A 24,022-nucleotide genomic window follows, 5' to 3' on the forward strand; every position below is an offset into this window, starting at 1 on the left:
GTTCTTTAACGCCGGAGATGCGTCCAAATTAAGTTTTGCACAGGGTTAAGCACTAAATGATAAATCTGATGTGACAGAGCTTTGGAATTAAGCAAGCTTCGCTCTATATATGTGATATTCTGGTTTTCGGATGAAGGTTTAAATTTCCGGCACCTCAGCTGCTTTGCGCATTGTTGCTGCATGTAGCTTTGGGCACGGATTTATGTGAAGTGGTCTTTTTATATGCGTTTTCCGCCGTCTTTCCTTGATGAGATCAGAGACCGCGTTCCGATCTCAACATTGATCGGAACGCGCGTTCCCTTCGACCGCAAAAAGAGCAATTCCTCGCGCGGCGACTTTTGGGGCTGCTGCCCGTTTCATGGTGAAAATACACCAAGTTTTCATTGCGAAGATCGCAAGGGCCGCTACCATTGCTTTGGTTGCGGGGTGAGCGGTGATCATTTTAATTTTCTGATGGAACTCGAAGGTTTGCAGTTTCCTGAAGCGGTTGAGCGGGTTGCTGATATGGCTGGCGTGCCGATGCCGGCGCGTGATCCGGAAATGGAACAGCGCGAAGCGCAGCGATCGACACTTTATGATGTGATGAATTTGGCCGCTGCTTATTTTGAAGCGCAGTTGCAAGCCGCCAATGGTGCCAAAGCGCGCGCCTATTTGCGTGATCGCGGGCTTTCCGCCACCACGCAGCAAACATTCCGCATCGGCTATGCACCTGATAGCCGTAATGCACTGAAAGAGTTTTTGGCTTCCAAAGGTGTTTCTAAAGAACAGATGGAAGCGTGTGGCATGGTGGTGGCAGGGCCGGATATTCCGGTGTCCTATGACCGTTTCCGTGATCGCATCATGTTTCCGATTGAGGATTTGCGTGGCCGCATTATCGCGTTCGGCGGACGTGCCATGTCGCCTGATGCGCCAGCCAAATATCTGAATTCGCCGGAAACCGAATTATTCCATAAAGGTCGCGTCCTTTATAATGGTTTGCGTGCGCGTAAAGCCTCGCAGCCGCAGGGCGGCCAACCTGCCAAACCGGTGGTGGTTGTGGAAGGCTATATGGACGTAATCGCCTTGGCGCAGGCCGGTATCGGGCAGGCGGTAGCGCCACTTGGCACAGCTTTGACCGACGATCAGCTTAATCTTTTATGGCGCATGAGCCCGGAGCCGGTTTTATGTTTTGATGGCGATCAGGCGGGGTTGCGTGCAGCTAATCGTGTGGTTGATCTGGCATTGCCGGTGTTAAAGCCGGGGCAGTCACTGCATTTTGCGTTGCTGGAAGAGGGTAAAGACCCTGATGATCTGGTGAAAGCGCAAGGTGCGCAAGGCTTCCGTGCTGTGTTGGACGATGCCAAGCCGCTTGCCGATATGCTCTGGATGCGTGAGACGATGGGCGGCACTTTCGATACGCCGGAAAGACGCGCTGAACTTGAAACACGGCTGCGTGAAATTACGCAGAAGATTACCGATGAGGATATTCGCCGCCATTACGGGCAGGAAATGCGTGATCGCGCGCAGCAATTCTTTGGGCGTGGGCGCAAAACAGGTGGCTGGAATAAAAACAATAGCGGCAATGGCAAGGGTAACCAGTTTGGACAATTCGGCCAACGCGGTGGCGGTACAGGGCGGCTGACTATTTCGGACAGTCTGGCACGTTCAACGCTGGTGAAGGGCGGGCGCTCAGGCAGCGGCTCGGTTGCGCCACCTTTGCGCGAGACAGCCATTTTGATGACACTCATCAATCATCCGCGTCTGGTGGAAGATGATTTTGAAACCATGGCCGCACTTGATCTGGAGCATGAGCAATTGCGTCAGCTTCATCTGGCTATGCTCGATGTGTTGGCACTTTCACGCGTTGAAGACGGTATTGCTATGCATCTGGCACTGACAAAGGCCGGATTTGGCGAGCAATTGGCGCAGTTGGATCAAAGTGTGCGCAATGCAAGGCTTTGGCCTGCAACCACAAGAGCCGCCGAGGATGATGCCCGCGAAGCATTAAAACAAGCGCTTCACTTGCATCAGCGCGCCCGCACACTACATAAAGAGCTGCGTGCAGTTGTGGAGGCACTGGCGAATGACGAAACCGGAGAAGTCTTTGGACGTTTGCTCGAAATTCAAAATGAAATTCGCAAAGCTGATGCCACTGAAGCACTGATTGAAGGGTTTGGTTTATCTTCCGGCAGACCTGCCGGAGGCTTTTAGGTGCAGTTTGAACGCTCTAAGCTATGGGCTTGAAGTCGTTGTTTTATGTGCAGCTTTTGGGTTGCGACAACAAATGATTCGCTTTTTGAGCGCGAATCATGTGAGTCGCACAGAAGATGTAGTGAAATTGACGAAAACAGACGCGCTTCAAAAGCTGAAATACGTAGCAAAAAAGGTCTTAAATGCCGTTTTTTGAGCGTAAACTCGCTAAAATGAGCATAAACCGCCTTAATATCAGTACATAGGGTATAGGGTTAATTGCCTATTAAGGGCAATCTTATACTGGCTGAATTACACAGACGAATTGTATCTTGGTACAAGTTCGTCGACCTATCTAATTCTTTAGAGAAGCGACCCGGTCGCCTGGAGACAAGTATATGGCAACGAAGGTGAAAGAAAACGAAGAGGCTGAAGTCGAGCGCGATGGCGCCACTGATGGCCCGCTTCTCGACCTTTCTGACGACGCTGTCAAGAAGATGATCAAGCTCGCCAAGAAACGTGGCTATGTCACGATGGACGAGCTGAATGCTGTGCTGCCCTCTGAAGAGGTTACCTCCGAGCAGATCGAAGACACGATGGCGATGCTTTCCGATATGGGCATCAATGTGGTGGAAGATGACGAGCAGGACGCAGATCGCGAAGAGGCTGAGGACGACGCGGAAGAAGGCGGCGAGCTGGTAGAAGCTTCCGGCACTGCGGTTGCCACCACGACGACCAAAAAAGAACCAACCGACCGTACCGATGATCCGGTGCGCATGTATTTGCGCGAAATGGGCACGGTTGAGCTTTTGTCGCGTGAAGGTGAAATCGCGATTGCCAAGCGTATTGAAGCTGGTCGCGAAACCATGATTGCCGGTCTTTGCGAAAGTCCTTTGACTTTCCAGGCGATCATCATCTGGCGTGAAGCTTTGAACGACCAGCAGATTTTGCTGCGTGAAATCATTGATCTTGAAACAACTTATGCCGGCCCTGAAGCAAAACAGGCGCCAGCTATTGAGCGTGTAGAAGAAGCACAGAAGCGCCCTGAAGAGCGTTTCCAGCGTCGTGTGCGCGATGACGACATTACCAATGTCGGCGGCGAAGCCCCGATTGAGGAAGATGATGAGGACGATGAAGACGAAGTGAACCTGTCGCTTGCGGCAATGGAAGCAGAACTTCGCCCTCAGGTCATGGAAACCCTTGATCTGATCGCGGAAACTTATTCCAAGCTTCGCAAACTTCAGGATCAGCAGGTTGAAGGCCGTCTGGCTGCAACCGGCGAATTGTCCAATAGTCAGGAAAAGCGCTATAAAGAGCTTAAAGATCAGCTGATTACCGCTGTTAAGTCCTTGTCGTTGAACCAGAACCGTATTGAGGCGCTGGTTGAGCAGCTTTATGACATCAACAAGCGTTTGGTACAAAACGAAGGCAAGCTGCTGCGTCTGGCTGAATCTTTCGGTGTGCGCCGCGAAGACTTCCTGAAAGAATATCAGGGCAGCGAACTGGATCCGAACTGGACAGAACGCATTGCAACCCTGACCAGCCGCGGCTGGAAAGAACTGGCTGAAAAAGAAGCACGCACGATTGAATATCTGCGCACTGAAATTCAGATTCTGGCGACCGAAACCGCGATTTCGATTGGTGAATTCCGCCGTATCGTTAATCAGGTGCAAAAAGGTGAACGTGAAGCAGCCATTGCCAAGAAGGAAATGGTTGAAGCGAACCTGCGTCTGGTTATCTCGATTGCGAAGAAATACACCAACCGTGGCTTGCAGTTCCTTGATCTTATTCAGGAAGGCAATATCGGTCTGATGAAGGCGGTTGATAAGTTTGAATATCGCCGTGGTTATAAGTTCTCCACTTATGCCACATGGTGGATTAGACAGGCAATTACCCGTTCGATTGCGGATCAGGCACGCACCATCCGTATTCCGGTGCATATGATCGAAACAATCAATAAGATTGTTCGTACATCGCGCCAGATGCTGCATGAAATCGGCCGTGAACCGACACCGGAAGAATTGGCAGAGAAGCTTGCAATGCCTTTGGAAAAAGTGCGCAAGGTTCTTAAAATCGCTAAAGAGCCGATCTCCCTTGAAACACCGGTTGGTGATGAGGAAGATTCACATCTTGGCGACTTCATCGAAGATAAGAACGCGATGTTGCCGATTGATTCCGCTATTCAGGCAAACCTGCGTGATACCACAACCCGCGTGCTGGCATCGCTGACACCACGTGAAGAGCGTGTGCTTCGTATGCGCTTTGGTATTGGCATGAACACAGACCATACGCTGGAAGAAGTCGGTCAACAGTTCTCGGTAACGCGCGAGCGTATCCGTCAGATTGAAGCGAAAGCACTGCGTAAGCTGAAACATCCAAGCCGTTCGAGGAAACTGCGTTCGTTCCTGGACAGCTAAGTGTCTTAAAGTTCAGGCCACCCGTTTATGACGGGTGGCTTTTTTTATTTAGCTGTGCAGAACAGCGATGATTAAGGGTGAGGGTAGAATGTCTTTTTTGAAACGTCTGTTTGGTGGCAAGTCGCAAAGTGATGAAACTGAAAGCGTGCAAGAAGCCGGACGTTTGGAGCATAAAGGTTTTCTGGTTATTGCAACGCCCTTTAAGGAGGGCGGCCAGTATCAGGTCTGCGGCGTGATCTCGAAACAGATCGGCGATGAAATGAAAGAAAACCGTTTTATCCGTGCTGATAAATGCCCGACCATTGAAGACGCAGCGAATATCGCGCTGAATAAAGGCCGTCAGATTATTGATGAACAGGGTGAGCGTCTGTTCTCTTAATATGGGCTGCGGCATCAAATATTTCATAACGCATCAGGCGGCTTCTATGCCGCCTTTTTTAATGGATCCATGTGCAAAAAGAAAATAACAACTTTGGATAAGTGTTATGTGTGCAGAAGTTCGCGTGCTTCTTTTAGATCAATTTTAGCACTATTGTAGCGGGCAACTTCGCGTGGCAGCGTCGGCAAGATCAAGTGGCAACACTTTTGATGTTGTGAATGCCTCTTAAAGTCCTCTTCAAACAGGTTTATTCTTCTGCCATTTTAAAGTGCTGCACCATGGCTCCCTTTTACCGCTCCATGGCCGAGCTAGCTGCTCATCAATAAGAATTTCACCTACGTCCTTTTTATTGACCAAGATAGTAGCAAGTGTGCGTTTGTATCGATCGACTTTGCGTCCATCTATGGGATCACCACGCACGATCTTTAAGCGGCCAGCCTTCAATAAGATATAAAGGCGGTTCTTTGCGACTAACCCCAGACGTTTCTCTGCATCGCATTTAGCGCCACTGATCTCAGGAGCATCTATATTGGCAATGCGGATACGCTCTTCACCATAAGAAATTGTATCACCATCAAATACGCAGACTTTATTGTAACATAGTGGTTTTGCGGCTGCAGGTGACAAATCCCATAGTGTGAACAAGCTTATAGTAATTACCGAAACGATAAAAAAGCTATCGTTTACTTTTGCATTGCTGCGAACAAGTTTAGCTAAATTGAGCTTAAGTAAATGAACTTTGCTATCCAATGGCTGTAGTTCCAATCGAATGGGAGCCAACCTTTCCAAGGTCCAAGGAACCACGTCCCAAATAGTAAACATCCTTTTGACCACAATCATCTTCTGATATGATTAGAGGTATCTGTACACATTCACTAGTCGCAAAAGCTATTTGCAAATGACCACCAACATCCGGTCTTTCCTCATTCTTTAGAATTCGAGTTATCAAGTTAAACGGATAGCATTTACCTGTACTCTCCATCTCTTTTTTTAGTTCAGAGGTGAAATAGTTAGCCCCACTACCGTATGAGCATAGTATGCCTTGTTCCACTATAGCTAAATCACTTAATTTAGTATGGGCTATATCATTATCGATATGACAACTGATATGCATAGACACTAAACGATTTTCACTTGGCAGACATCCAAATATTACCAAGTCACAACGAGCGTCCTGCGCCCAAATAGCACCAAAATCGCGATAACTTTTCTCTAGGATCTTTTGGGAAAATTGTCCAATATCCATCATAGTAAGTGGACGATCATTGCTCTTTACCGATAAATTGCTCAAACAATTTTGAATAGTGGCGATCGTCGTAAATGCGACAGAAGCACTGCCTGCATAACCAATAATTATCTCGCTATCAGTAATAACACGACTTTCTTGGAGACATCTAACCCTACATAGGAAAAATTTTGGCGCTGAATTTGTTAGTACACTAGTTCCCCCACTTGCAGTTAACCTGCTATCTGCAACTGCATATAATGCATTCATTTCTTCTCGAAACCAAATGGCAATTAATGTCATAATAAGATCATCCGTTAATTATTATGGCTAAGCTTCCAGTTTATTTTATCTTGAACAGCCTAAATAAACTAGTCGATTGAACTCCCTTGAATAATCATTGATATTCTTTCCGGATCGTTTCCGTCCCTACTTATTTCTTGCCTTTTTCATTTGCTTCTAGCTGGACACTGGTTGTGTAAGTGTCATCATAGCGGTGCTCCACAGCGCCAGCCCGCCATTCACCATCAAATTCGGCACGAAAACCTATGGCGACAATGGGTGTGTCAGCCATCATTTCAGGCATACCAGCAATACGAATGGAGCCATTGCCGGTAGCTCTATTAAGCCTCTTACTTTCGGCTTCAGCTGCTTTGAGAGCTTCTTTTTGTGATGGATATGTTGTGCGCAATCGCCGAACAGGACCACTTAATCCAGTGTCATGCTCTTCATAAATGGTCTTGCCTTTTTTACGATCAAACCAGCCCGCAGCGGTTTTGCCGTATTTTGGACGAGGCTCAACACTGAACTCACCTTCAATACAATCTGTCTTATGGATGACTAAAGGAGCCAAGCTTCCTCGTGCCAAAAACAAAAACGCCTCATCCTTAATTGAGAACAATGCCCCATAACGGTCAGCCAGTCGTGTTAAAAAATCTGTCACAGACTGCTCAGTTCGTGCCGTATAATTCAATTTCAGTGTCTTATACTCATCACTCACTTTGAATTTATAACCATGACGTTTGGCTAGTTTCTCCACGACATCCCCGATCGTGGCATCATCAAAGTGCTCAGATATTGGTTCTTTAAGGTCGGCTCTTAGCTCGGCCGATTTACCACGAAGCGTTAAACGCTCGCCGCCATCATCAAAACTGTAGCTGGCAGTCTCATATATAAAGGTGCCCATTTTCCAGACACCCGTTCCTTTAAAGCCAAAGCGGACTTCAATTTTCGCACCTTTTTCAGGTATCTCGATTGTGTTGCCACTGTCGTCAAAAACCAGCTCAAGCGTGTCTGCACCTTGTCCCGTCTCGTCACGAATAGTTGCGGAAATCAAACGTGTATAAAACGCGGCATGAACCACACGGCCTGATATGCTGACTTCAATAAATGGATGTGACCGCTCCATTAGCTCCACAGCCTTTCAATCTTATTTTCATTTGAAATGATGAGTTCCGGCATCTTCACTTTGATGCCGTAAGGCAAAAGAAGACCGTGCGCAGCCAAGCCTGGATTTGCCTCATAAGTGGCTTCTAAATAGCCTTTAAGTGTACCGGCTGTTTTACGATCCTTAAGCCAACGCAGCGCATATTCGAAACATACGAGATCAAGGCTCATATCTTCAGAGTAAACAGTGAACTCACCGGCCGGAATAACACGTGGCATCATCCGAATAGCCCCACAGGTTTTCCATCACCAAAATAAGGTGCCACTTCAATGCTGAATTCAATACGCCGCGATTGGCCAGTATAATTGAATTTGCTTTGTGTATCGCTGACCGACAAAATAACGACGCGGCCAAATAGATTGGCCGCCATGGTTGCGCCAACAGCCCAGCCAAGCATAAGCACTGGCTGGCTCGCTGCTTGTGTTAGTCGAATAGCTTCATACTTATCACGGCCACCAAACTCTTCCGGAAACAATAAGCCACTAATGGTCATGCTATCCTCACCAAAACCGGTAAACTGTCGTCCCGGCCTGCCACCAAAGCGACTGATCGCAGGCCACTTAGTTTCCGTGGTGCGTTCGATTTCCTGAAAGTTTAAAGGCATGATTTCAAAGATATGAGTGCCAAGTCCCAGAAGCGGCATAGACATTATTCAGTGCCTCCATGGAGTGCGCCTGATTTAGCACTGTTGAGCTTGTTCATGACTTCTTGAGCCACACTGTTCGGATCAGTGGCACCATGAATGACGAAACTATTTTTGACATCAAAGTGCTGTTGTGGTGGCCGCTTGTCGATGACTTCGGCATTGATGACTTGTTCAACACGGCTACCGCCCATAGGCGTCAAAACGCTATCGCGTAAATTTACACCTGCCGGTAAAGGCTGCGGTTCATAGACATAGCTTGGAGGAGAGAACGTATCTTTTACGACCTCTGCTCCCTTGCCAGCCAAGTCCATCAAATAGGTCAGCCAAGCCGGAGGTTCAGGCCATCCGATATTTACGTCAAACGTGAATAAGGATTGGAGATCAGCGATCTTGCTGTCGAACCAGCTTACAAGGTCTGCCCATTTGCTGCTCACACCAGCCAGTAGCCGATCAATCCAAGCAGCACCCCACATGTTAAATTCGCCAGCTTTTTTGGCTCCCCATGCGGCAAGCGCCTCTGCTGGTACGATACCTTCCTCTAATCCCATAAGCGCATTAGCGCGGTTTTTCATGCCGCTCCAAGATTCACCAAACCAGCTTTTCTCAACGTCTTGTTCGATCTTTTGCCAGCGTTCATGGTTCTTGCGAATTTGCTCCATGCGCTCTTCTGGAGTGCGACCAAGATCGTCAACAATCTCAAAGCCCATTGTCCAGAGCCAACTCGCCGCCATTAACCGGCGCGCAGCCGTGTTGAAGGTGTTGAGCTTTCCTTGTGCCTTTATAATTTCAGCGCCGGTTTTAAATATGTTGCCACCCAAGGCTTGCATACCAGCTGCAAGTATTCTGGCACCTCCTGCGACCAGCCCGAATGTAGCGCGTACAGATAACAAGCCTGCCTTCAATAACCGCCAGCCTATAGCCACATTGCGACCGGCCTTATCAAACTTCAGGAACATTCCGATTGTTGAAATCAGACCTAATTTCAGGCCAGCAAATGCAAAGGCTAACAAGCGGGATGCAATAGACAAGGCAAGGAGTGCCGCTACCGCCTTAACGCCAAAGGCAACAAGCTCTGGATGGGCTTCAGAATAATCGGTAATTTTGTTCATCAGCACTGTGAGAATGCCGCCCAATTCAATCAATGGGGGAAATAACATCGTGCCAAAAGCGATTGCCGTGCCTTCAGCTGCAGACTGCATTTCCTTCAACATACCATTGAAGCCTTGCATCTGAACTTTGGAAATTCGTTCGGCTGTACCAGCTGATTTTTCTAGTTCTTCGGTTAGTTTTTCAAGCGCGCCAGAACCTTGGCTCACAAGCGCCATCATAGCGGGTCCGGCTCTTTGACCAAAGATTTGCATCATCAAGCCGGTGTTATCTGCATGTGGTTCCAGCTGCTTAATAATATCAACTAAAGGCAATAACCGACCTTTTGCATCAGTGAATGTAAGGTTGGCCTCTTTCATCGCGGCGCGAACGCCCTTAGTTGGCGAAAGCATGCGCGTCATTGCCCCACGCAAGCCTGTGCCAGCCATAGACGCTTGAATACCGGCATTACCCATTAGTGCGAGCGCGGCAGTTGCTTCTTCAAAATTTACACCCGCACTCGAAGCCACAGGACCAGCATATTTCATGGCTTCAGCCAATTGACTGAGATCAGTGTTTGCTGAGGTGAACGCCTTAACGAGCACATCATTTACATGTGCAAGGTCTTCAGTTTTCTTGCCATACGCAGTTAAAATATTAGTGACAATATCGGCAGCTCTTGCCAGATCAAGCTGTGCAGAAGCAGCTAATTGTAAAGTACCTGGCATGGCACCAATGATGTCGTTGGTTTTAAAACCTGCCATTGCAAGAAAGCCTTGCGCATCGGCGGCTTGGCGTGTGGTGAATTGAGTTGTGCGCCCCAGAAATAATGCCTGCTTTTGCAAGCGCAGAAACTCGTCTTCAGTTGCATTTGATAATGCACGAACACGGTTCATTTCTGTTTCAAAACCAGCCGCAATTTTCACGGGAGCAAAAACAGAGAGCGCCATACCGGCTGCACCCATTAAGCGGCCGCGAGCCTGAGACAGTTGCGTCTGAGCTTTCTTGGTTGCCTCATCAATATTTTCAATTGAAAAGCCCGCTTTAATCGCACCATTAAATCCGTCGGCGAACTTGTTAAAGCCACCTTGCATGTTTTGCATTGAGTTGGCGATTTTTTGAGCGGGCGCGGTAAACTGATCCACCAGACGGATCAAGAATGAAACGTTCATCTATGCCTCCGTCTGGCTGTTAAGTCCGGTCAGTCTGGGTAGTTCGATGCGATATCGGAGCAGATCAACCCAGTCGGTTTGATCGATAATATCGGGTTGCCATTTATAGAATGCGGCTACGTCTGCGCAGTATTCGAAGACATTAAGGACTGGAGTGCCGGAAAAAAACCGGTGAGAGCCTTCAGAATTTTGAACATATCTTCGACATCGAGCTCATCAACAAAAGCCGGACTTTCATCGCACATGCTCGCAATAATACTCATCAGCTCATCCAGCACCGACGGCTCAAATAATTTAACTGACAGAGTAGAAAACAGTTCTTTTGCATCAACATTTTTAGCGTCGCCACTACTTAGTAATGCCTTTGCAAAATCAGCTCCGATAAGAGCTGCCAGTCGTTTCGCATGGGCAGTACGGGGACGCTTGATTGTGATCGTGTCACGCGAAGCTGCTTTACCATCTTCACCTTTGACCGGAACAGAAAAAACAAGGGACACATTAATTGACGTTTTGGGGGTCATTTCAACCGTCTTTCAATTAAAATAAAATGCGACGTCTGTCGGAGTTCACAGGCTCATAATTGCGAACAACCCAGCCGCCGAGTTTGAAGTTGAAGCGATGCAAAATGCGATTGTCCCAATATTCTGTGTAGTTCCAGATGCCGTTGATCTCGTGGTCAAAGCCGCTGGCTTTGCCGCCTGACATTTCTTCACTATCAACCTTGGTAAGACGTCCCAGGACATCCACAGCATGTTCGTGTGTCGAACCATCTTCTTCTGAGATAACCAGCTTGCGGCCGGTGAAATTATGTCGCTTTCCCGGCTCGCCGCCATAAAGGCCAATGAGTTCCGGATTGTGTGACTTGACCTTGAACGGAATGGCCAGCGCCTTAGTGCCAAGACCAGTGATATTGGTCTGCAAATCGCTGCCACCGGGCTGAAATTCTTCCATGATCTCTTCAAGTGAAGCGAGCTTTAAAGTTTCAATTTCGAGTGCCAGTTTGATGTTGTCGTTCACGTTCAATGTGAAACCGCGTAGAATACGAAGTGCTTGCATGATTTACTCCTGTCAGCCTGCCATCATGTCGCCAATTGAGGTGGAGAAAGACACATTCATGCGGCGCTGAATGTTCTCGGCCAAACTGTCGAAATAAGCTTCATTGCGACGTGAGCCGAAGATGAGGTCTTCCAAAGGCGGAGCTTCTTCTGCATCAAACTCAATGCGAATTTTCCCGCTGCGCATTGAAGCATTGCTGTTTAGGTCACGCTCCCACCACATACGACCGCCAAGAATGGCTCCGATTGCTGTCATCTCATCGAGAAGCGCTTGCCCAGATCGCATTACGGCCATCACATGTGCGTCGGACAAGTTGTCATCATTTGCCCAGCGGAAACCGCGCATGATTGTTTTCTCAAGCGCTGCACGGGTGCGAACCACGTTGATAAACTGCCATAATGGGTCTTCTGATGTGGTGCGATTACCCCATAGGGTGCGGCCGTTAGGTGCAAATTGACCACCTGCGCCTTGAACGAGGCGTGAGGGAATAAATGTTGCGATACCAGCTTCATTGAGCTGATTGGCTTCGTGGTCAATTTCGCCGTCAAAATAACTGATCGGACGAGCAGTCCCCAAGATGCCCAATGTTTCCTGATTGGACGGAGACCAGTAAACACCGCCTTTTTGCTTGTCTCGTTTCAAGATGAGTGCGGCCGCATATATTGATGCAGGTTTGAGCGCTACTTCTGTGGCTGATGCCACACGTACAAATGGGTCAATCAAATAAGTATAGCGGGATGAAAAATCGGCGCGGATACGCAGACTGGAAGCGGCATCGTTGCCTCCAGTATCAAATACTGAAATAGCACGAAGCTTTGTGCCTACCTGTTCCACGGCATCGGCCAATGGATTTTTAGCATCATCAACCTGACCAGCTGAATAGGATGGTGCTATTAAAACAGTTGGTTCAACACCAGTATGACCAAGCGCAAATGATAAAGCATGCACACCAGACATAGAGGCTGCAGAGCCAATCATCTTATTGCGAATTTCTTCTGTGGTGGATGTTGCAGTTGTATCCGGACGCACGAAAACACAGGGGGCTTCGATGCCTTGAGCTTTAATCGCGTTGATAATATCAAGTGCATTCCCGCTTGAACCCAACTTACTGATGGCTTCAGTTTGATGCGTATAAAACGCAAATGGTTCATCGGGTGCAAAATCAGCGTCAGGGGCATGAACAACGGCACCAATAACTGAGCCATCGGCCACATCCAAAGGACGAGGCTCATTGCCAGCATCAATAATGCGTGTGCCATGATTGAAAGGTGCGGTTGCCATTAAGCGTCTCCAAAACCCGTTTAAAGGGACTTAAAACTGTCTTGAAGAGTTTAGTTGTTTGGCAAAATAAAACGCCCCTGACAGTGTCAGGGGCGCTTGATCATTTCATTGAAATATAGCCACATCATATAAAGTTTTTGAAAGACCGCCAAGTCTAAAAGTTATTTACCCGAAAGCTGGTCTTCACCTTCTGCCTTATGCTCACCGCAAAACCAAAGCTGGCCGTAACGCCCACGGAAACCGAAGCTACCCCATTTGGTACAACCATTGGCCATGCAAGGATGTTCTTCAACCCCACTTTGTGCTGATTCGGATGACTTGTCCTTGTCCATGTTCCACGCCTAGATAGTTAGTGTCAGGTTCTTTTCGAACATGACTGATATAAAGGCAACTGGAATTTATAACTTTGCAGCTTCGCTCCAGAAGTCATCTTTCTGCTCAACAGTCCATTGCATAGCCTGCCGGACAATCTCGGCGAGTGGATGCGCTCGGTTGAAAGAATGCGCCCCGATCACAAGCATCTGAGCGTTGAACTGATCATCTTCGGTTGGTAGCTGATCGATGATCACTTGCAGCGCTGTGGGGATCGAACCACTTGTCAGTGCGCTCAACGCTTCCGCCTTCGTAATGATCTCCATCACTGCAAGTTGCTGGAAGAACTGGCGGCGGCTAATTTCTTCAGGAATAGGCTCTGGCTCAGGTTCAGGCTCAACATAAGGTGCGATTTCACCGTGCAAACCCGCCAAGGCTTCATCCCACAATTCCCGACCCGCCTGAGTGGCGTAGTTCGCAGTAATACTGCACGGCGCACGACCTATATGGGAAAATTCAACCTCACCACCAAGTAGCGATTTCTCAGCATCGTACCAGAACAGCGAGTAAACCTTATCAATTGTATAGTCAGTGGCAGACATTATGCGTTCCTTTTCCAATACAAGACTTCACCTCTGCCACCCGTTACCATAGCCATATAAGTGCCACCGCCGAATGTTTTACCGTTGGAATTAGCTATAATGAGCTGCCCGCCGCCCACAACAGTTTGACCCGCTACGGGATTAACATGATCTACCTTGCCTAAAACAAGAGACCATATAGGGAATACATCTGATACAAGATAGTCAGCTGTACGGCTGTACCCGAACAGATACGCAAAATCGTACGCGCGTTGTTCAATACGGGAGTTAATAGCAGAGAATGCGGTGCTATGCCCCCAAGGCAACCAAACATTCCCACCAATGTCACCGTTGGCGTAGAATGACCCTGAAGTGCCAGCGCCGACAACGTGGAGGCTACCGTTTTGGATTTGTAAGTCACCCGTTCCACCGAGCCCATAGATCAATTCGTGTTCATATGAACCGCCTCTACGCAAACGCATACCGTAATCATTATCGTCGGATACGTTGGCGTATAATTCGTATTCTCTACTTCTAGAAGCAGTACCGAACGTAACACTGCTCAGCTCCGCAATGAACTGTAATGTACCAGACATACGACCGCCGGAAGTAGAAAGTTTACTAGCGATGGATGCTATGAGGTCAGCAAGTTTTACACCTCCACGACCCACCGCTTTACCGGACGTACCTTGGAAAACAGGAATTTCACCATCTAATGAGCCTGCGGCACCCGCTAAGAAGGTGTTTAAGACATCCTGCAAGCCGACAATGTTAGCCATTGGGTGCTGATGCTCGCCAAGGACGCTCAAGGCAGACCTAAACGCAAAGCCTAGAGCAGTTTTTGCTAGAACGTAATTTAGTTGAGCATCCTCTGGATTTAATACATCTCCAAGGTCGCCAAGATTGATTTCCTCATCCTTGCGGCGGAACTCTTTAAGCTCGTCTTCTAAGCCCTCCACACCAGCAAAGTCATGTGTGTGATCTCCTTCAGCTTTTTTCGCTACTGCTTCTGTTATAATTTTCAGCAACGCGTCAATCAGATCAAAGGCGGTTCGGATGGTATGCACATCATCAGAAACAGGTGTTACCGGATCTGGCTTTACTATCTTGAAATGCTCTGTACTATTATTGTCCTTATCGCTCATCAGAACCATCCTGCTCCAAAGTCGCCAGCCAGAACACGTGATGCGGCACCACCGGTGGCGATAATTTTCAATCTGATATTTTGGCCAGAAAGATTAGCCTTTTCGAACTTTCGTTCGCTCCATTGTGGAAAGCTAAGCGGCTCAATGGTTGCTTGTGGCAACTCTACAAAAGCATTGCCATTCGATGAGTATTCCATTCGCAAGGTAGAGCCACCGGGCAAATAGCACTTGAGATAAGCCGTAAGCCTAAGTGCTGAACCAAATGACATGGCGCGACTGACATATGTGGCCTCCTGCATAATCTCACCGGAAACGACTTCAATTGGCGCATACAAAACAGGTGACAGTTTTTGGGTGCCTTTTAAAACTGCCCGCAGTTCCACTGTCTCTGTAATGTGCTCAGTTAGCTCCAAAAGCTGATATGGAAGAAGCTTGTAAATTGTTCCATTGCTACGCTTTAATTCAAAAATGACCGAGCATTGTGCTGATGGTAATTCAACGGCAGCGCGGATTTGCAAATCAGAACAACGAACCAGATCAAGTGTTCCCAGATCAACTACTTTTGTCGTTGCAGTAAACTTGGCTGCGATCAAACGGAACGATAGAGCTTCATCCTGATGCGCAGTCCATGTTTCGGCATTCACACTGTCGAAACGTGGTCCGATTACATATGGATGAGACGAAACCCACTTTTGTAGATCACGGTCATATCCGCCAAGCTTTGCCAAAGAGACCGAATGTTCATTATCATCAGTCTTGATAACAAAAGCTGACTTACGATCAGACAGTGTCGTCACCGGCAACGGATAACGTGCAGACACCCAGCCAATATTGACCTGTCGCATACTTAAAGCTGTCTGTGCTTCAATATCAGTGGTTGGATAGCCGTTATCAGTACTGACCTGCTCAATCAGCAAATGCTTTGAAGCATCACCAATTTTGCAGATATGGAAATCAACTCCCATGATCTGACGTGGCTCGTTAACTGCAAAAATCTGCGCTTGCGGATCGCTTTTTGCCTGTGTCCAGCGTTGCACCGTAGTAACGCGGCGCATTACATCAATTTCAATGGTTCCTTGTCCTGTAAAAAGAGCAGAAGCTTGGGAACCACCACGTCCCTTTGCCAGTACTGTTTTAGTGCCAGCAGTTACTTTCTCAGGGATAGTGAATGTACCTTCAACAACACCATCTGGATCGGCTTCAAGTTGGTTTGAAGGCAAGACACTTAAGCCGTCAAAAGTCAGCACATCAAGCAATTCACCCGCCCCAAAACCAGTGACATGAAAGCGAACTGGAATCTGACGTAAGAATTCAGCTTGCTCATTACGCTGTGCAAGCAGCTGATCCGTTTGCGACGTTTCTTCAAGTGGTCCTGATCGGCGCGAACCCATATTGAGATTGATCGTCTCAGGCGATGCCCATTGCGTTTGTTGGACAGTCCAAAAGTCGACTGCCGGATCAAGTGACAGACTCGCAGGGAGCAATTCAAAATTGGCATATGGATTAATCTTCACACAGCCGGTTTTAAGCTCCTGCTTTGTGATGATCTCTTCCACATAATCCAGCATGACAGGTGCAGGTAAATCCACCATATGAATGGTTGGTTTAATTGCCAGCTGCAAAACACCGTTACCGATTGCAGCAGTCTGTTCAACACCTGCATCGCGATAGCTGTCATCACGAAAAGCATCAACAAACATGCCTTTCTTCGCTACCGGCTCACGAGCATCAAAATCATTGCGGATGCGGTTCAACTGGATCAAGCGGTCATGATCAAGGATGCGATCAAAATAACGCCACATCTCCTGATATGGCGCTGAACGCACCGCATTATTATTTACGATTGGTGGTGTCATCCAGTCATAAGAAACTGTTGCCAATGGCAAAACATCGGCTGGCACCAAAGGTGGCAAAGGATTGGTCAGTGCAGACACGCCTTTGATATAAATTGGTGCGCCATTTTCCATCAATCCGATAAGGTCGATGCGCGGCATCTTGGTCGTATAAGCGATGATGATTTCACCACCATTTGCACCGCCTGAAACGGTCACTTGCGCCTGATCATGGTGATCAGCTGTGACGCTGGCACGGTAACGATAGGTGCATTCATAGGTTGTTCCGGGCGCAGGCTCTTTGCCAGCTGGTGCCCAATCAACCGTGTTACCACTACGAATATAATCAGTGCCCTGTGTGTAGCCGGGTATAGAAATGATTTCTAAAACCGAATTATCCGGTAAACCATCCTGACCATTGGCAGTTGCACCACGCGTGACCGATACCTTCTTTTCCTTGGTCAGCAATATGGAGCTGATCATGCCGATCGGTGGTTGATGAACTGTAAATGTGTGTGATGCGCCGCCGGTGTAAATATGTGTTTCACCCGGCACAGCTGTTTCATCCCAATCCTCTAATTCAGATAAACGCAAAGCGGCATGTCGTGTGCGTTTGAAGCCAGAAATATTGGCTTCGCCTTGTTCGATCGAGAACTCTTGCGCACCCGCATTGGCACCCAAAGAAGTGACGCGGCAACCGGAAACGACATAATGCCCGTGGTGACGGTCATAGATCGCAAGCTGCTGCATAACCGGTTCTAACATAGATGGTCCGGTCTGATCTAAAATCGTTCCGTCCTGTAAGGTGTAAACGGTATAAAAATCACCGGACTGATCATCATCGGCCAACGCCCAGATGATTGATGCAACTTCACGCGCGGCTCCGGGTTCACCTTGAGCCAAAGAACCCGGCACAAGCCCCAAGAGACTTGGATCATCTTCATGAGTGATATAATTCACCTGAAGGCGCACACCAATTTCGACACGCCCCTGCATCGGTACATTTTGAAGCACAGCTTCTTCAACCGGATAAACATCCCCAACCACATAAATGCGGCCTTCAGTGAGCAGAACCTTTGCTTGCTCAACATCAACCAAGGCGCTGGCGCGCTCAATACGGTCGCCATCTTTGGCAACAATACGGGCAAAGCGATTATGCACTGCACGTTGCGCGATCTGCATGTCATTGAGTTCGGCACCTTGTATAAAAGGCCGCTCACCATGAAAAACCAAGCCTTTGATTTCATCACGGCCGGTAGTGCGATCATATGCAAAAGGCAGGCCGCTTTTATGCTCATGAGCCATAATTAAAACCTCACCATAAACTTGAACTGTTCGCGCACACTGGCGCGTAAATTGAGGGTGATTGCTTGATGTGCAATCTCATGACCGCCACTGATGTCCTGTGGTTCAAGCCATAAACAACCGGGCTTCACGCCTTCACGCAAAACGCCACCGACCAGCAAAGAAATGCTCAATGCTTCAAAATTTTTTGCATCATCAAAATCGGTTAATGCTTCCACATAAACTGTGGTGCCGCCAAGACGCGGCTGATAACGTACGCCGTCAAAACTATAAGAACCGCCATAAGTCTGGCTGACACTGTGGCAGGCTCGGCAACGTCGATACCCTATCACATCACCGTTGTTTTTCTTCAAGGTGACGTAAAGTGTCTGGTCATTAAACCAACCGGCGAGCAAAGCTTTTCGTTGCGTGATTGCACTGGCTTCCCAAGGGAAATTTGCCTGAACCCATGGATAGGTCATATCTATCCAGCGAAGGGACTGGCCTTCAACCAGATCAATCCAGTTGCCAATCGCCAAGCCTTCTGCCTCGGTCAGCTCATGCTTGAAAATATGTGTGCGCCCAAATGACCAGATCGTGCCTGCAGGGGTTAGCTGAATACCGCTTTCCCGATCGAGCATAGTGTTATCTAAGGCCTTATAATCGGCGGTCAGACATCCGGCATCATAGTGATGGACACCGCGTCGCAATTGAGAACGCTTGGGAACAGACAAGGCTGTGACAGCCTCAATACGCTCTAATAACGGGTCATCATTTTCCGGCAGCGTATCAAAGCGCAACTGAAATGAATTCCACCATGTGCGGCCATGCCAAGCCTGTTCAATAGAGGCGCTTGTATTAAGCCAGCTGAGCGCACGTGCCACTGCATCCGGAGTACCGCGAACACGCTGCCATACAATGCCATCAGATAGTAAGCTGTAAAGATTAGGAACGTATGGCGTCAGTTTACCAAGCCCGTACTCCCATACCATGAAAGGCAGGAACCCTGATGGTGGCGCTGATTTATCAAAATTAATCGTCTTGATAGCATCATCCAGCTCATCCGAACTGATATAACAGCCAGTAACCGATAGTTCCCAAATCTCTGCATTTGCCGGTAAACTAATGTGCCCCATTAGAAACCCCGACCAGAATAATTCAGCTTAATAGCACCAATGGAAATGGCTTCTTCAGGTGACGCTATGATATCGTTTAAAGGCGTGACCGCTTCAATACGATGAACACCATCACTCATCAGTTTCGCTGTCCACCAGCTGAGTGTTAAGTCGCGCCCTAAGCTGGCTGTCAGCTGCCAAGCAAACCGTAAATTACTTTCGAGTGCTGGCATTACACTCATTGCCGTTTCCGGCAATAGCCAGATATTTGCTTCGAGATTGGCCACCTTACGTACGGCACGCGCCACTATAATAGCGTCATTGACCATACGAACTGCCTTATCTTGCAAAGCACGATCCACGATCAACAGCAGCTCATCGCTGGCATAGCCGTTAGGTTCATTGGAGAATAACGCTACATGAATGAGTGGACTGCGACCAAGCGTATATACAATTGCATCAGCTACGCGGATGTCTGATGTCATCGCGATAAAACGGTAGCGTTCTTCGGTGCCGCCCGTTGAGCGACCTTGAATAGCAAGGATGATACGCAACTTAAGGCGCGTGTCATCTTCACCGTCCATTCGAGCCACATCATAAAAGATGCCTAAATGGTCAAGATCAGAACCGGAAGCAAATGCCAACAAACGTGATCTGGCAACTTCATTAATACGTTGGCGTAATATCAGTTCATCCAATGAGCCATTTTCAAGCAGGATGTTACTTGGCTCATAAGGAGTGTCCAGCGCATCAACAGGTAATCCGTAGCGATCGAATAATTCTTTTAACTGGATTTTCTTGCGTGCAAGAATCTCTTCAACAGAAAGTTCTTCTACAATCTGTGGTGCTGGTAAATTGGTAAGCTCTGTGCTCAGGCTCATAGCATACTCCTAACCAATATCCGGCCACTGAAGACTGACATTCTCGCTAATTGACCAGTCACCTAAATGACCTCTGGGAAACCAAAGACCGGATAAAATGAAGGCGAAACGGCCGGAACGGCCATACTCGACCATTTCGATGCCCTGCAAACTAAAGCCCGGCTCACCACCCAACTCGTCATTCAGTGCTTCAGCAATGGACTGATAAAGAGAGAAGATTGTCATGGGGTTTGCATTGGCGTCCTGAATTTCAGGAACATCGCTGCCCAGGTATCGACGCAATGCACGGGATTTGAATCGCGTGGTCAGGCACTTTCCGATCGACTGGACACAATGATCCCAACCGGTCAGAATTTTGCCTGTTTTTGCATTAATCCCAGTGCGCACGGCTGAATTACCCCTTCTTTGATTTTGTAGTGACTGACTCAGCAGCTGGAAGTTCTTCACTTCTTTTGATTTCGCCTAAGATGAGTGCGAGTTCAGCTTGTTCATTTGTAAGCAACAAGGTTTCATTGACACCCGGATTGCGTATGCCGGCTACGAAATGTCCTGCTTTTTCAGTAACCGTAAAACTCTGTTTAAAAGTCATTTAAAGCGCCTTTCATTAATGTGGCTCGTTGGTATTTGCGCCACCACGCTCGACACCACCGTGGCGATGTGTGTCTCCGATATTGGTTCCGTTATGTGTTAAGTGTTTGCTCTTAAAGTCGATCGACGAAGCTTCAATGGTTGCGACGCCATCAGAAAAGCGAAGAACACAGCCGTTAGAGCCTATGTAAAGCTCAGTGCCTTCAGCTTTGTTTTCTGCTGTTTCTGTATAGCTGTCACGAATTGCGATCGATTGAGATCCAAGTTCACCATTAGGTGAAAATAATCGCATCGGATCTCCGACCTTAACGGGGAAATGTGTTGAGCTGGCACCCGCTGCTTCTTGCACTTGTACCCAAGGCGATAAAAATTTTTCACCTGTTTTGCTATTCACATCCATCAGCTCAATGCGCACTCTATTGCCATCGATCTGGGCAATATTGCCGGTCATATGGGATGTGGTTAAACGCCGATCCAAGTCATCAAGCGATTTCCGCAGGCTCATAATCTCGCGGACAAGTGCATCCATAGCGCTCATGGCAGCACCTCAATGGCTTCACCATTAATGTAAAGCTCAGTGATAACATGTCCGTTTTCATCGAAAACATTCTCACCAATTTCGCGTAAGATTTGCGACCATTCAACCGCGAGAATAGCCACTCCCTTAGTACGAATAGAGGCAGATATAACTGGCTGAACAACGACACTGGCTGGCACGTTAAGCTTTGTCAGACCAAACATTTGGCCGGAATGCAAAATTTTAATCACTGCTTCGGCAAGGTTCCATGCATCGTCTTCACGGGTTTTTCCATCGGTCACAATAAAAGCTGCACATGAAAACGTAATTTCACTGTGCCCGGAAGGTTGAGCCGATGCTTTTCCATTCAGCAAGCCAACTGTAATGGCCGGTGTGCGGATGCTTTCTTTTTCAAGCTCATCCAAATTAAACCGACCAAACTGGGCGCGGCATTCACGTAAGTGCGGGATTTTCTCTTTGAGAGTGGCGACGATCGCGTCTTTAAAGCCATTGATGCGAGGCTTGATCATTGGACAAGCCTCCGCATCCAGTCTTCAGTCGTATTGATAATCTCGCGCTCATCTTCACCAGAAATACCAAGATAAGGACGAGCCGGTATTGTTACGCTTTGGACAAGCCGAAATTCGCCACCAATCATGAAGGCCAGTGCCTTGGCTGTTTTGGGTTTAATGGTGCCGCCCATTTGGTGAATACGTGCGTAAACCAGTGCAGAACCGATCTGCACACTGTCACTCGTCGCCACATAATCAATGGAGCGTGCGAGATTACCCTCCCGATAAAGAATAGAAGTACCGGCAACATTCGGCTTCCATGACTTACCATCAGGTGATTTTTTGTCTTCTTCAATGCGCTTGCGGGTACGCTCTTCCATCAAGCGGCCGATGCCTTCAGTCAGCTCTAGTGTTGGAGCATCAGCGATGCCCTGTACCAGATTGAGCGCTGCCTCCAGTCCGACTTCCTTGATTTCAATCGAAACACCAGTCATGGCAGTGTCTTTCGTGAAAAGACACGCACATTGGCCGAAAATGCGGCTCCGCCAATAGAGGTGGATGGATCGGACGATACTCGTGGCTCATCTGCGCCAAGTGCAGCTTTACCATCCGCAATGCGCTCCAGAAGCTTGATAGTAAATTTATAGCGATCTTCAATTGTCGTCGTCAAAGCCGCATGACGATTGGCAAGTTTATAAACTGCAATGTCGGCCGTTGGTGACTTCAAAACAGCCGGAACTTTATCCAATGGCAATGTGTAACGAGCCGATAAATATGTATCGACCTCTTTACTGGCAATATCCAATGCAGACGCCACAGAGGCCTCCGGTGAGACATCTTCCGGCAAAATGTCGGCAAGAAACTCTGAGCCCCAGAGTTCTTCAATATCTGCTTTGGTTGCGTAAATCATATTAACCTCAACTGAAAACGGAACGGCTTGTTTTTTGAAAGTTCAGCCGTTCCGCATCATGTCCTTGGGAGGGGACTTAAATAGCGCTCAGGGCTTTCAGCTCATCCAGCTGATCATCGGTCAAATCTTCTGGCAAAGGTTCACCGGGCTGATATGTTTTTTTACCAAGCGGAATGACGCACTTTGCAATCAATGCTTTGCTGACCTTCGACTTTTTAACCTGTGGCTGAGGCTCTTGCGTTGCAGCTTGACTGGATACATTGCCGTTTGCTTGAGCCACCTGATTGTCTGTCGATCCGGCTGTAGCTGCAGTGGAAGCCGTTCCGTCAATTTCCGCAGCCGGTGTTGTGGTAGCTTGCGCTGGCGCTGCCGGTGTCTTGGCTGTGTTTGTTTTCGACATTCCATATTTCCTCATTGGCTTATGACCGGCCAGAAGGCCGGTCAGTTACATGAACATTGAAAATCAAACGGGGTTTTGAATAAGAACGCCCAGTTCCTTGCAACAAACGACTTCCTTGACACGTTCACCAACACGGATGCGTTCGCCACCTTCAAGGCCAATATCACCATCGCTGATGGAGCCTGAAATGCGGCTTCCATATTCAGCCGTGTAGCCAAATGTCGGATTGTAATCTTTTGCAGACTGCTTCGCTGTATCAATAAAGGTCAGCTGGATAGAGTTTCCCCAAACCTTCGACAATGAAGGCTTTTGACCTTTACGGGTCGTATTAAGCAGAGCTTCGCCGATCAGTACGTTCTCAACGGAGATTTCAAAAAGGTCTGCAAACTGCTGCTTAGTGATTGCACCATCTTCTGTCATGCCGCCTTTAACAGCTTTAATCATGCGTGGGTGGCGCTTAATGCTTGACCATACACTACCACCCATAGAAATGCGGTTCGGGCGATAAAGCAGCGTTTTGCCTAATGCATCATCCAGAACGCCATAAGGATCAGAGTTGGCATAATCTGAAAACTTATTCTGTCCGGTCAAAACAATACGACGATCATCGCTGTAGCTGTTTGGGTTTTGCATGGTGGCCGCGACACGTACTTCGCGATCCAGCTCAATAAGATTGGTCAAGCCTTCAACAGCGGCACCGCGTGGGTCAAAGCTGGAGCGCTTTTCAGCACGTGCACGGGCAGCAGCTGTAATGTCAGAGTTTGGAATTGCATCGTCCAAACCATAATCTGATGTCGCACTTGTGCGCTCTTCTACTTCGAACTCGACCTGATTAGGCCGTGATGTGCGTCCGACGTGTGTTTCCGGCAAAGTAAAATTTTGGGCAAGCGGATAATAATTCCACTTGAACTCTTCCGATAAAACTTGGAGGGGCGGCAGCACACGGCGGCCGATCAAGATATGGGAAGGGTTACGAAACCCGATAGAAATTGCCGTGAGCGTCGCATCAATTGGGAATGGACGGTTGGTCGACATGGGATAAAATCCTTTTTAAACGCCGCTCAAGC

Annotated in this window: 26 protein-coding genes; 3 read left to right on the forward strand and 23 right to left on the reverse strand. The window is 48.1% G+C overall.

Translation table 11 applies throughout. The annotated features are described in order from the left end of the window. Positions 1–222: 222 nt before the first annotated feature. The 3 genes from dnaG to ABDZ76_RS07095 all read left to right on the forward strand — a co-directional run bounded on the left by dnaG (position 223) and on the right by ABDZ76_RS07095 (position 4,965). Positions 223–2,190 (forward strand): DNA primase, encoded by a 1,968-nt coding sequence (gene dnaG / locus ABDZ76_RS07085; RefSeq protein ID WP_343804712.1) that lies wholly within the window; start codon positions 223–225, stop codon positions 2,188–2,190. Positions 2,191–2,567: 377 nt separating this feature from the next. Further along, positions 2,568–4,586 carry an RNA polymerase sigma factor RpoD gene (gene rpoD, locus ABDZ76_RS07090; RefSeq protein WP_343803612.1) on the forward strand — a complete coding sequence of 673 codons (2,019 nt, stop codon included), beginning with the start codon at positions 2,568–2,570 and terminating at the stop codon, positions 4,584–4,586. An 88-nt stretch (positions 4,587–4,674) separates the two neighbouring features. After that, on the forward strand, positions 4,675–4,965 hold the full coding sequence (locus ABDZ76_RS07095; RefSeq protein ID WP_343803615.1) for an HlyU family transcriptional regulator: 291 nt from the start codon (positions 4,675–4,677) through the stop codon (positions 4,963–4,965). Between the two features lie 237 nt (positions 4,966–5,202). Here ABDZ76_RS07095 and ABDZ76_RS07100 read toward each other — a convergent pair whose 3' ends face one another. From ABDZ76_RS07100 to ABDZ76_RS07210, 23 genes are all read right to left on the reverse strand, one after another. Further along, positions 5,203–5,715 (reverse strand): thermonuclease family protein, encoded by a 513-nt coding sequence (locus ABDZ76_RS07100; protein ID WP_343803618.1) that lies wholly within the window; start codon positions 5,713–5,715, stop codon positions 5,203–5,205. Beyond that, positions 5,708–6,493 (reverse strand): hypothetical protein, encoded by a 786-nt coding sequence (locus ABDZ76_RS07105; protein WP_343803621.1) that lies wholly within the window; start codon positions 6,491–6,493, stop codon positions 5,708–5,710. The genes ABDZ76_RS07100 and ABDZ76_RS07105 overlap by 8 nt, the downstream gene beginning before the upstream one ends. Positions 6,494–6,623: 130 nt before the next feature. Then, the gene (locus ABDZ76_RS07110; protein WP_343803624.1) at positions 6,624–7,598 is read right to left on the reverse strand and encodes a phage late control D family protein; all 975 of its coding nucleotides are present in this window, start codon (positions 7,596–7,598) and stop codon (positions 6,624–6,626) included. Continuing rightward, positions 7,598–7,858, reverse strand: coding sequence for a tail protein X (locus ABDZ76_RS07115; protein ID WP_343803627.1), 261 nt, complete (start codon positions 7,856–7,858; stop codon positions 7,598–7,600). The genes ABDZ76_RS07110 and ABDZ76_RS07115 overlap by 1 nt, the downstream gene beginning before the upstream one ends. After that, positions 7,855–8,286 (reverse strand): phage tail protein, encoded by a 432-nt coding sequence (locus ABDZ76_RS07120; protein ID WP_343803630.1) that lies wholly within the window; start codon positions 8,284–8,286, stop codon positions 7,855–7,857. Before ABDZ76_RS07120 ends, ABDZ76_RS07115 begins: the two co-directional genes overlap by 4 nt. After that, positions 8,286–10,541, reverse strand: coding sequence for a phage tail tape measure protein (locus ABDZ76_RS07125; protein WP_343803633.1), 2,256 nt, complete (start codon positions 10,539–10,541; stop codon positions 8,286–8,288). Before ABDZ76_RS07125 ends, ABDZ76_RS07120 begins: the two co-directional genes overlap by 1 nt. A 116-nt stretch (positions 10,542–10,657) precedes the next feature. Then, entirely contained in the window at positions 10,658–11,062 is a 405-nt protein-coding gene (locus ABDZ76_RS07130; protein ID WP_343803636.1) for a hypothetical protein, read from the reverse strand. Between the two features lie 16 nt (positions 11,063–11,078). Continuing rightward, on the reverse strand, positions 11,079–11,597 hold the full coding sequence (locus tag ABDZ76_RS07135) for a phage major tail tube protein (RefSeq protein ID WP_343803639.1): 519 nt from the start codon (positions 11,595–11,597) through the stop codon (positions 11,079–11,081). A gap of 12 nt (positions 11,598–11,609) precedes the next feature. Next, complete coding sequence (locus tag ABDZ76_RS07140) at positions 11,610–12,878, reverse strand: phage tail sheath family protein (RefSeq protein ID WP_343803642.1); 1,269 nt, start codon at positions 12,876–12,878, stop codon at positions 11,610–11,612. Positions 12,879–13,039: 161 nt separating this feature from the next. Then, positions 13,040–13,210 carry a hypothetical protein gene (locus tag ABDZ76_RS07145; protein ID WP_343803645.1) on the reverse strand — a complete coding sequence of 57 codons (171 nt, stop codon included), beginning with the start codon at positions 13,208–13,210 and terminating at the stop codon, positions 13,040–13,042. Between the two features lie 66 nt (positions 13,211–13,276). Further along, complete coding sequence (locus ABDZ76_RS07150) at positions 13,277–13,792, reverse strand: hypothetical protein (protein WP_343803648.1); 516 nt, start codon at positions 13,790–13,792, stop codon at positions 13,277–13,279. Continuing rightward, positions 13,792–14,916 (reverse strand): hypothetical protein, encoded by a 1,125-nt coding sequence (locus ABDZ76_RS07155; RefSeq protein WP_343803651.1) that lies wholly within the window; start codon positions 14,914–14,916, stop codon positions 13,792–13,794. Before ABDZ76_RS07155 ends, ABDZ76_RS07150 begins: the two co-directional genes overlap by 1 nt. Beyond that, on the reverse strand, positions 14,916–18,053 hold the full coding sequence (locus ABDZ76_RS07160) for a DUF4815 domain-containing protein (protein ID WP_343803654.1): 3,138 nt from the start codon (positions 18,051–18,053) through the stop codon (positions 14,916–14,918). Before ABDZ76_RS07160 ends, ABDZ76_RS07155 begins: the two co-directional genes overlap by 1 nt. 2 nt (positions 18,054–18,055) lie before the next feature. Beyond that, the gene (locus ABDZ76_RS07165; protein WP_343803657.1) at positions 18,056–19,168 is read right to left on the reverse strand and encodes a phage tail protein; all 1,113 of its coding nucleotides are present in this window, start codon (positions 19,166–19,168) and stop codon (positions 18,056–18,058) included. Next, positions 19,168–20,028 carry a baseplate J/gp47 family protein gene (locus tag ABDZ76_RS07170; RefSeq protein ID WP_343803660.1) on the reverse strand — a complete coding sequence of 287 codons (861 nt, stop codon included), beginning with the start codon at positions 20,026–20,028 and terminating at the stop codon, positions 19,168–19,170. The genes ABDZ76_RS07165 and ABDZ76_RS07170 overlap by 1 nt, the downstream gene beginning before the upstream one ends. Positions 20,029–20,037: 9 nt before the next feature. Next, positions 20,038–20,415, reverse strand: a complete 378-nt coding sequence (locus tag ABDZ76_RS07175; protein ID WP_343803663.1) for a GPW/gp25 family protein — start codon at positions 20,413–20,415, stop codon at positions 20,038–20,040. A 7-nt stretch (positions 20,416–20,422) separates the two neighbouring features. Continuing rightward, positions 20,423–20,617 (reverse strand): hypothetical protein, encoded by a 195-nt coding sequence (locus tag ABDZ76_RS07180; protein WP_343803665.1) that lies wholly within the window; start codon positions 20,615–20,617, stop codon positions 20,423–20,425. Positions 20,618–20,632: 15 nt separating this feature from the next. Then, positions 20,633–21,154 (reverse strand): phage baseplate protein, encoded by a 522-nt coding sequence (locus ABDZ76_RS07185; protein WP_343803668.1) that lies wholly within the window; start codon positions 21,152–21,154, stop codon positions 20,633–20,635. After that, a complete protein-coding gene (locus ABDZ76_RS07190) occupies positions 21,151–21,663 on the reverse strand; it encodes a hypothetical protein (RefSeq protein WP_343803671.1) in 513 nt (170 codons plus the stop codon). Before ABDZ76_RS07190 ends, ABDZ76_RS07185 begins: the two co-directional genes overlap by 4 nt. Then, positions 21,660–22,139: a phage virion morphogenesis protein gene (locus ABDZ76_RS07195; protein ID WP_343803674.1), complete on the reverse strand. Its 480-nt coding sequence runs from the start codon at positions 22,137–22,139 to the stop codon at positions 21,660–21,662. Before ABDZ76_RS07195 ends, ABDZ76_RS07190 begins: the two co-directional genes overlap by 4 nt. After that, on the reverse strand, positions 22,136–22,555 hold the full coding sequence (locus tag ABDZ76_RS07200) for a gp436 family protein (protein ID WP_343803677.1): 420 nt from the start codon (positions 22,553–22,555) through the stop codon (positions 22,136–22,138). Before ABDZ76_RS07200 ends, ABDZ76_RS07195 begins: the two co-directional genes overlap by 4 nt. A gap of 76 nt (positions 22,556–22,631) precedes the next feature. Continuing rightward, positions 22,632–22,955 carry a hypothetical protein gene (locus ABDZ76_RS07205; protein WP_343803680.1) on the reverse strand — a complete coding sequence of 108 codons (324 nt, stop codon included), beginning with the start codon at positions 22,953–22,955 and terminating at the stop codon, positions 22,632–22,634. 63 nt (positions 22,956–23,018) lie between these two features. After that, positions 23,019–23,990, reverse strand: a complete 972-nt coding sequence (locus ABDZ76_RS07210; RefSeq protein ID WP_343803683.1) for a capsid protein — start codon at positions 23,988–23,990, stop codon at positions 23,019–23,021. Between the last annotated feature and the right edge of the window lie 32 nt (positions 23,991–24,022).

This window comes from Paenochrobactrum glaciei (assembly GCF_039522165.1).
Taxonomy (GTDB): domain Bacteria; phylum Pseudomonadota; class Alphaproteobacteria; order Rhizobiales; family Rhizobiaceae; genus Paenochrobactrum; species Paenochrobactrum glaciei.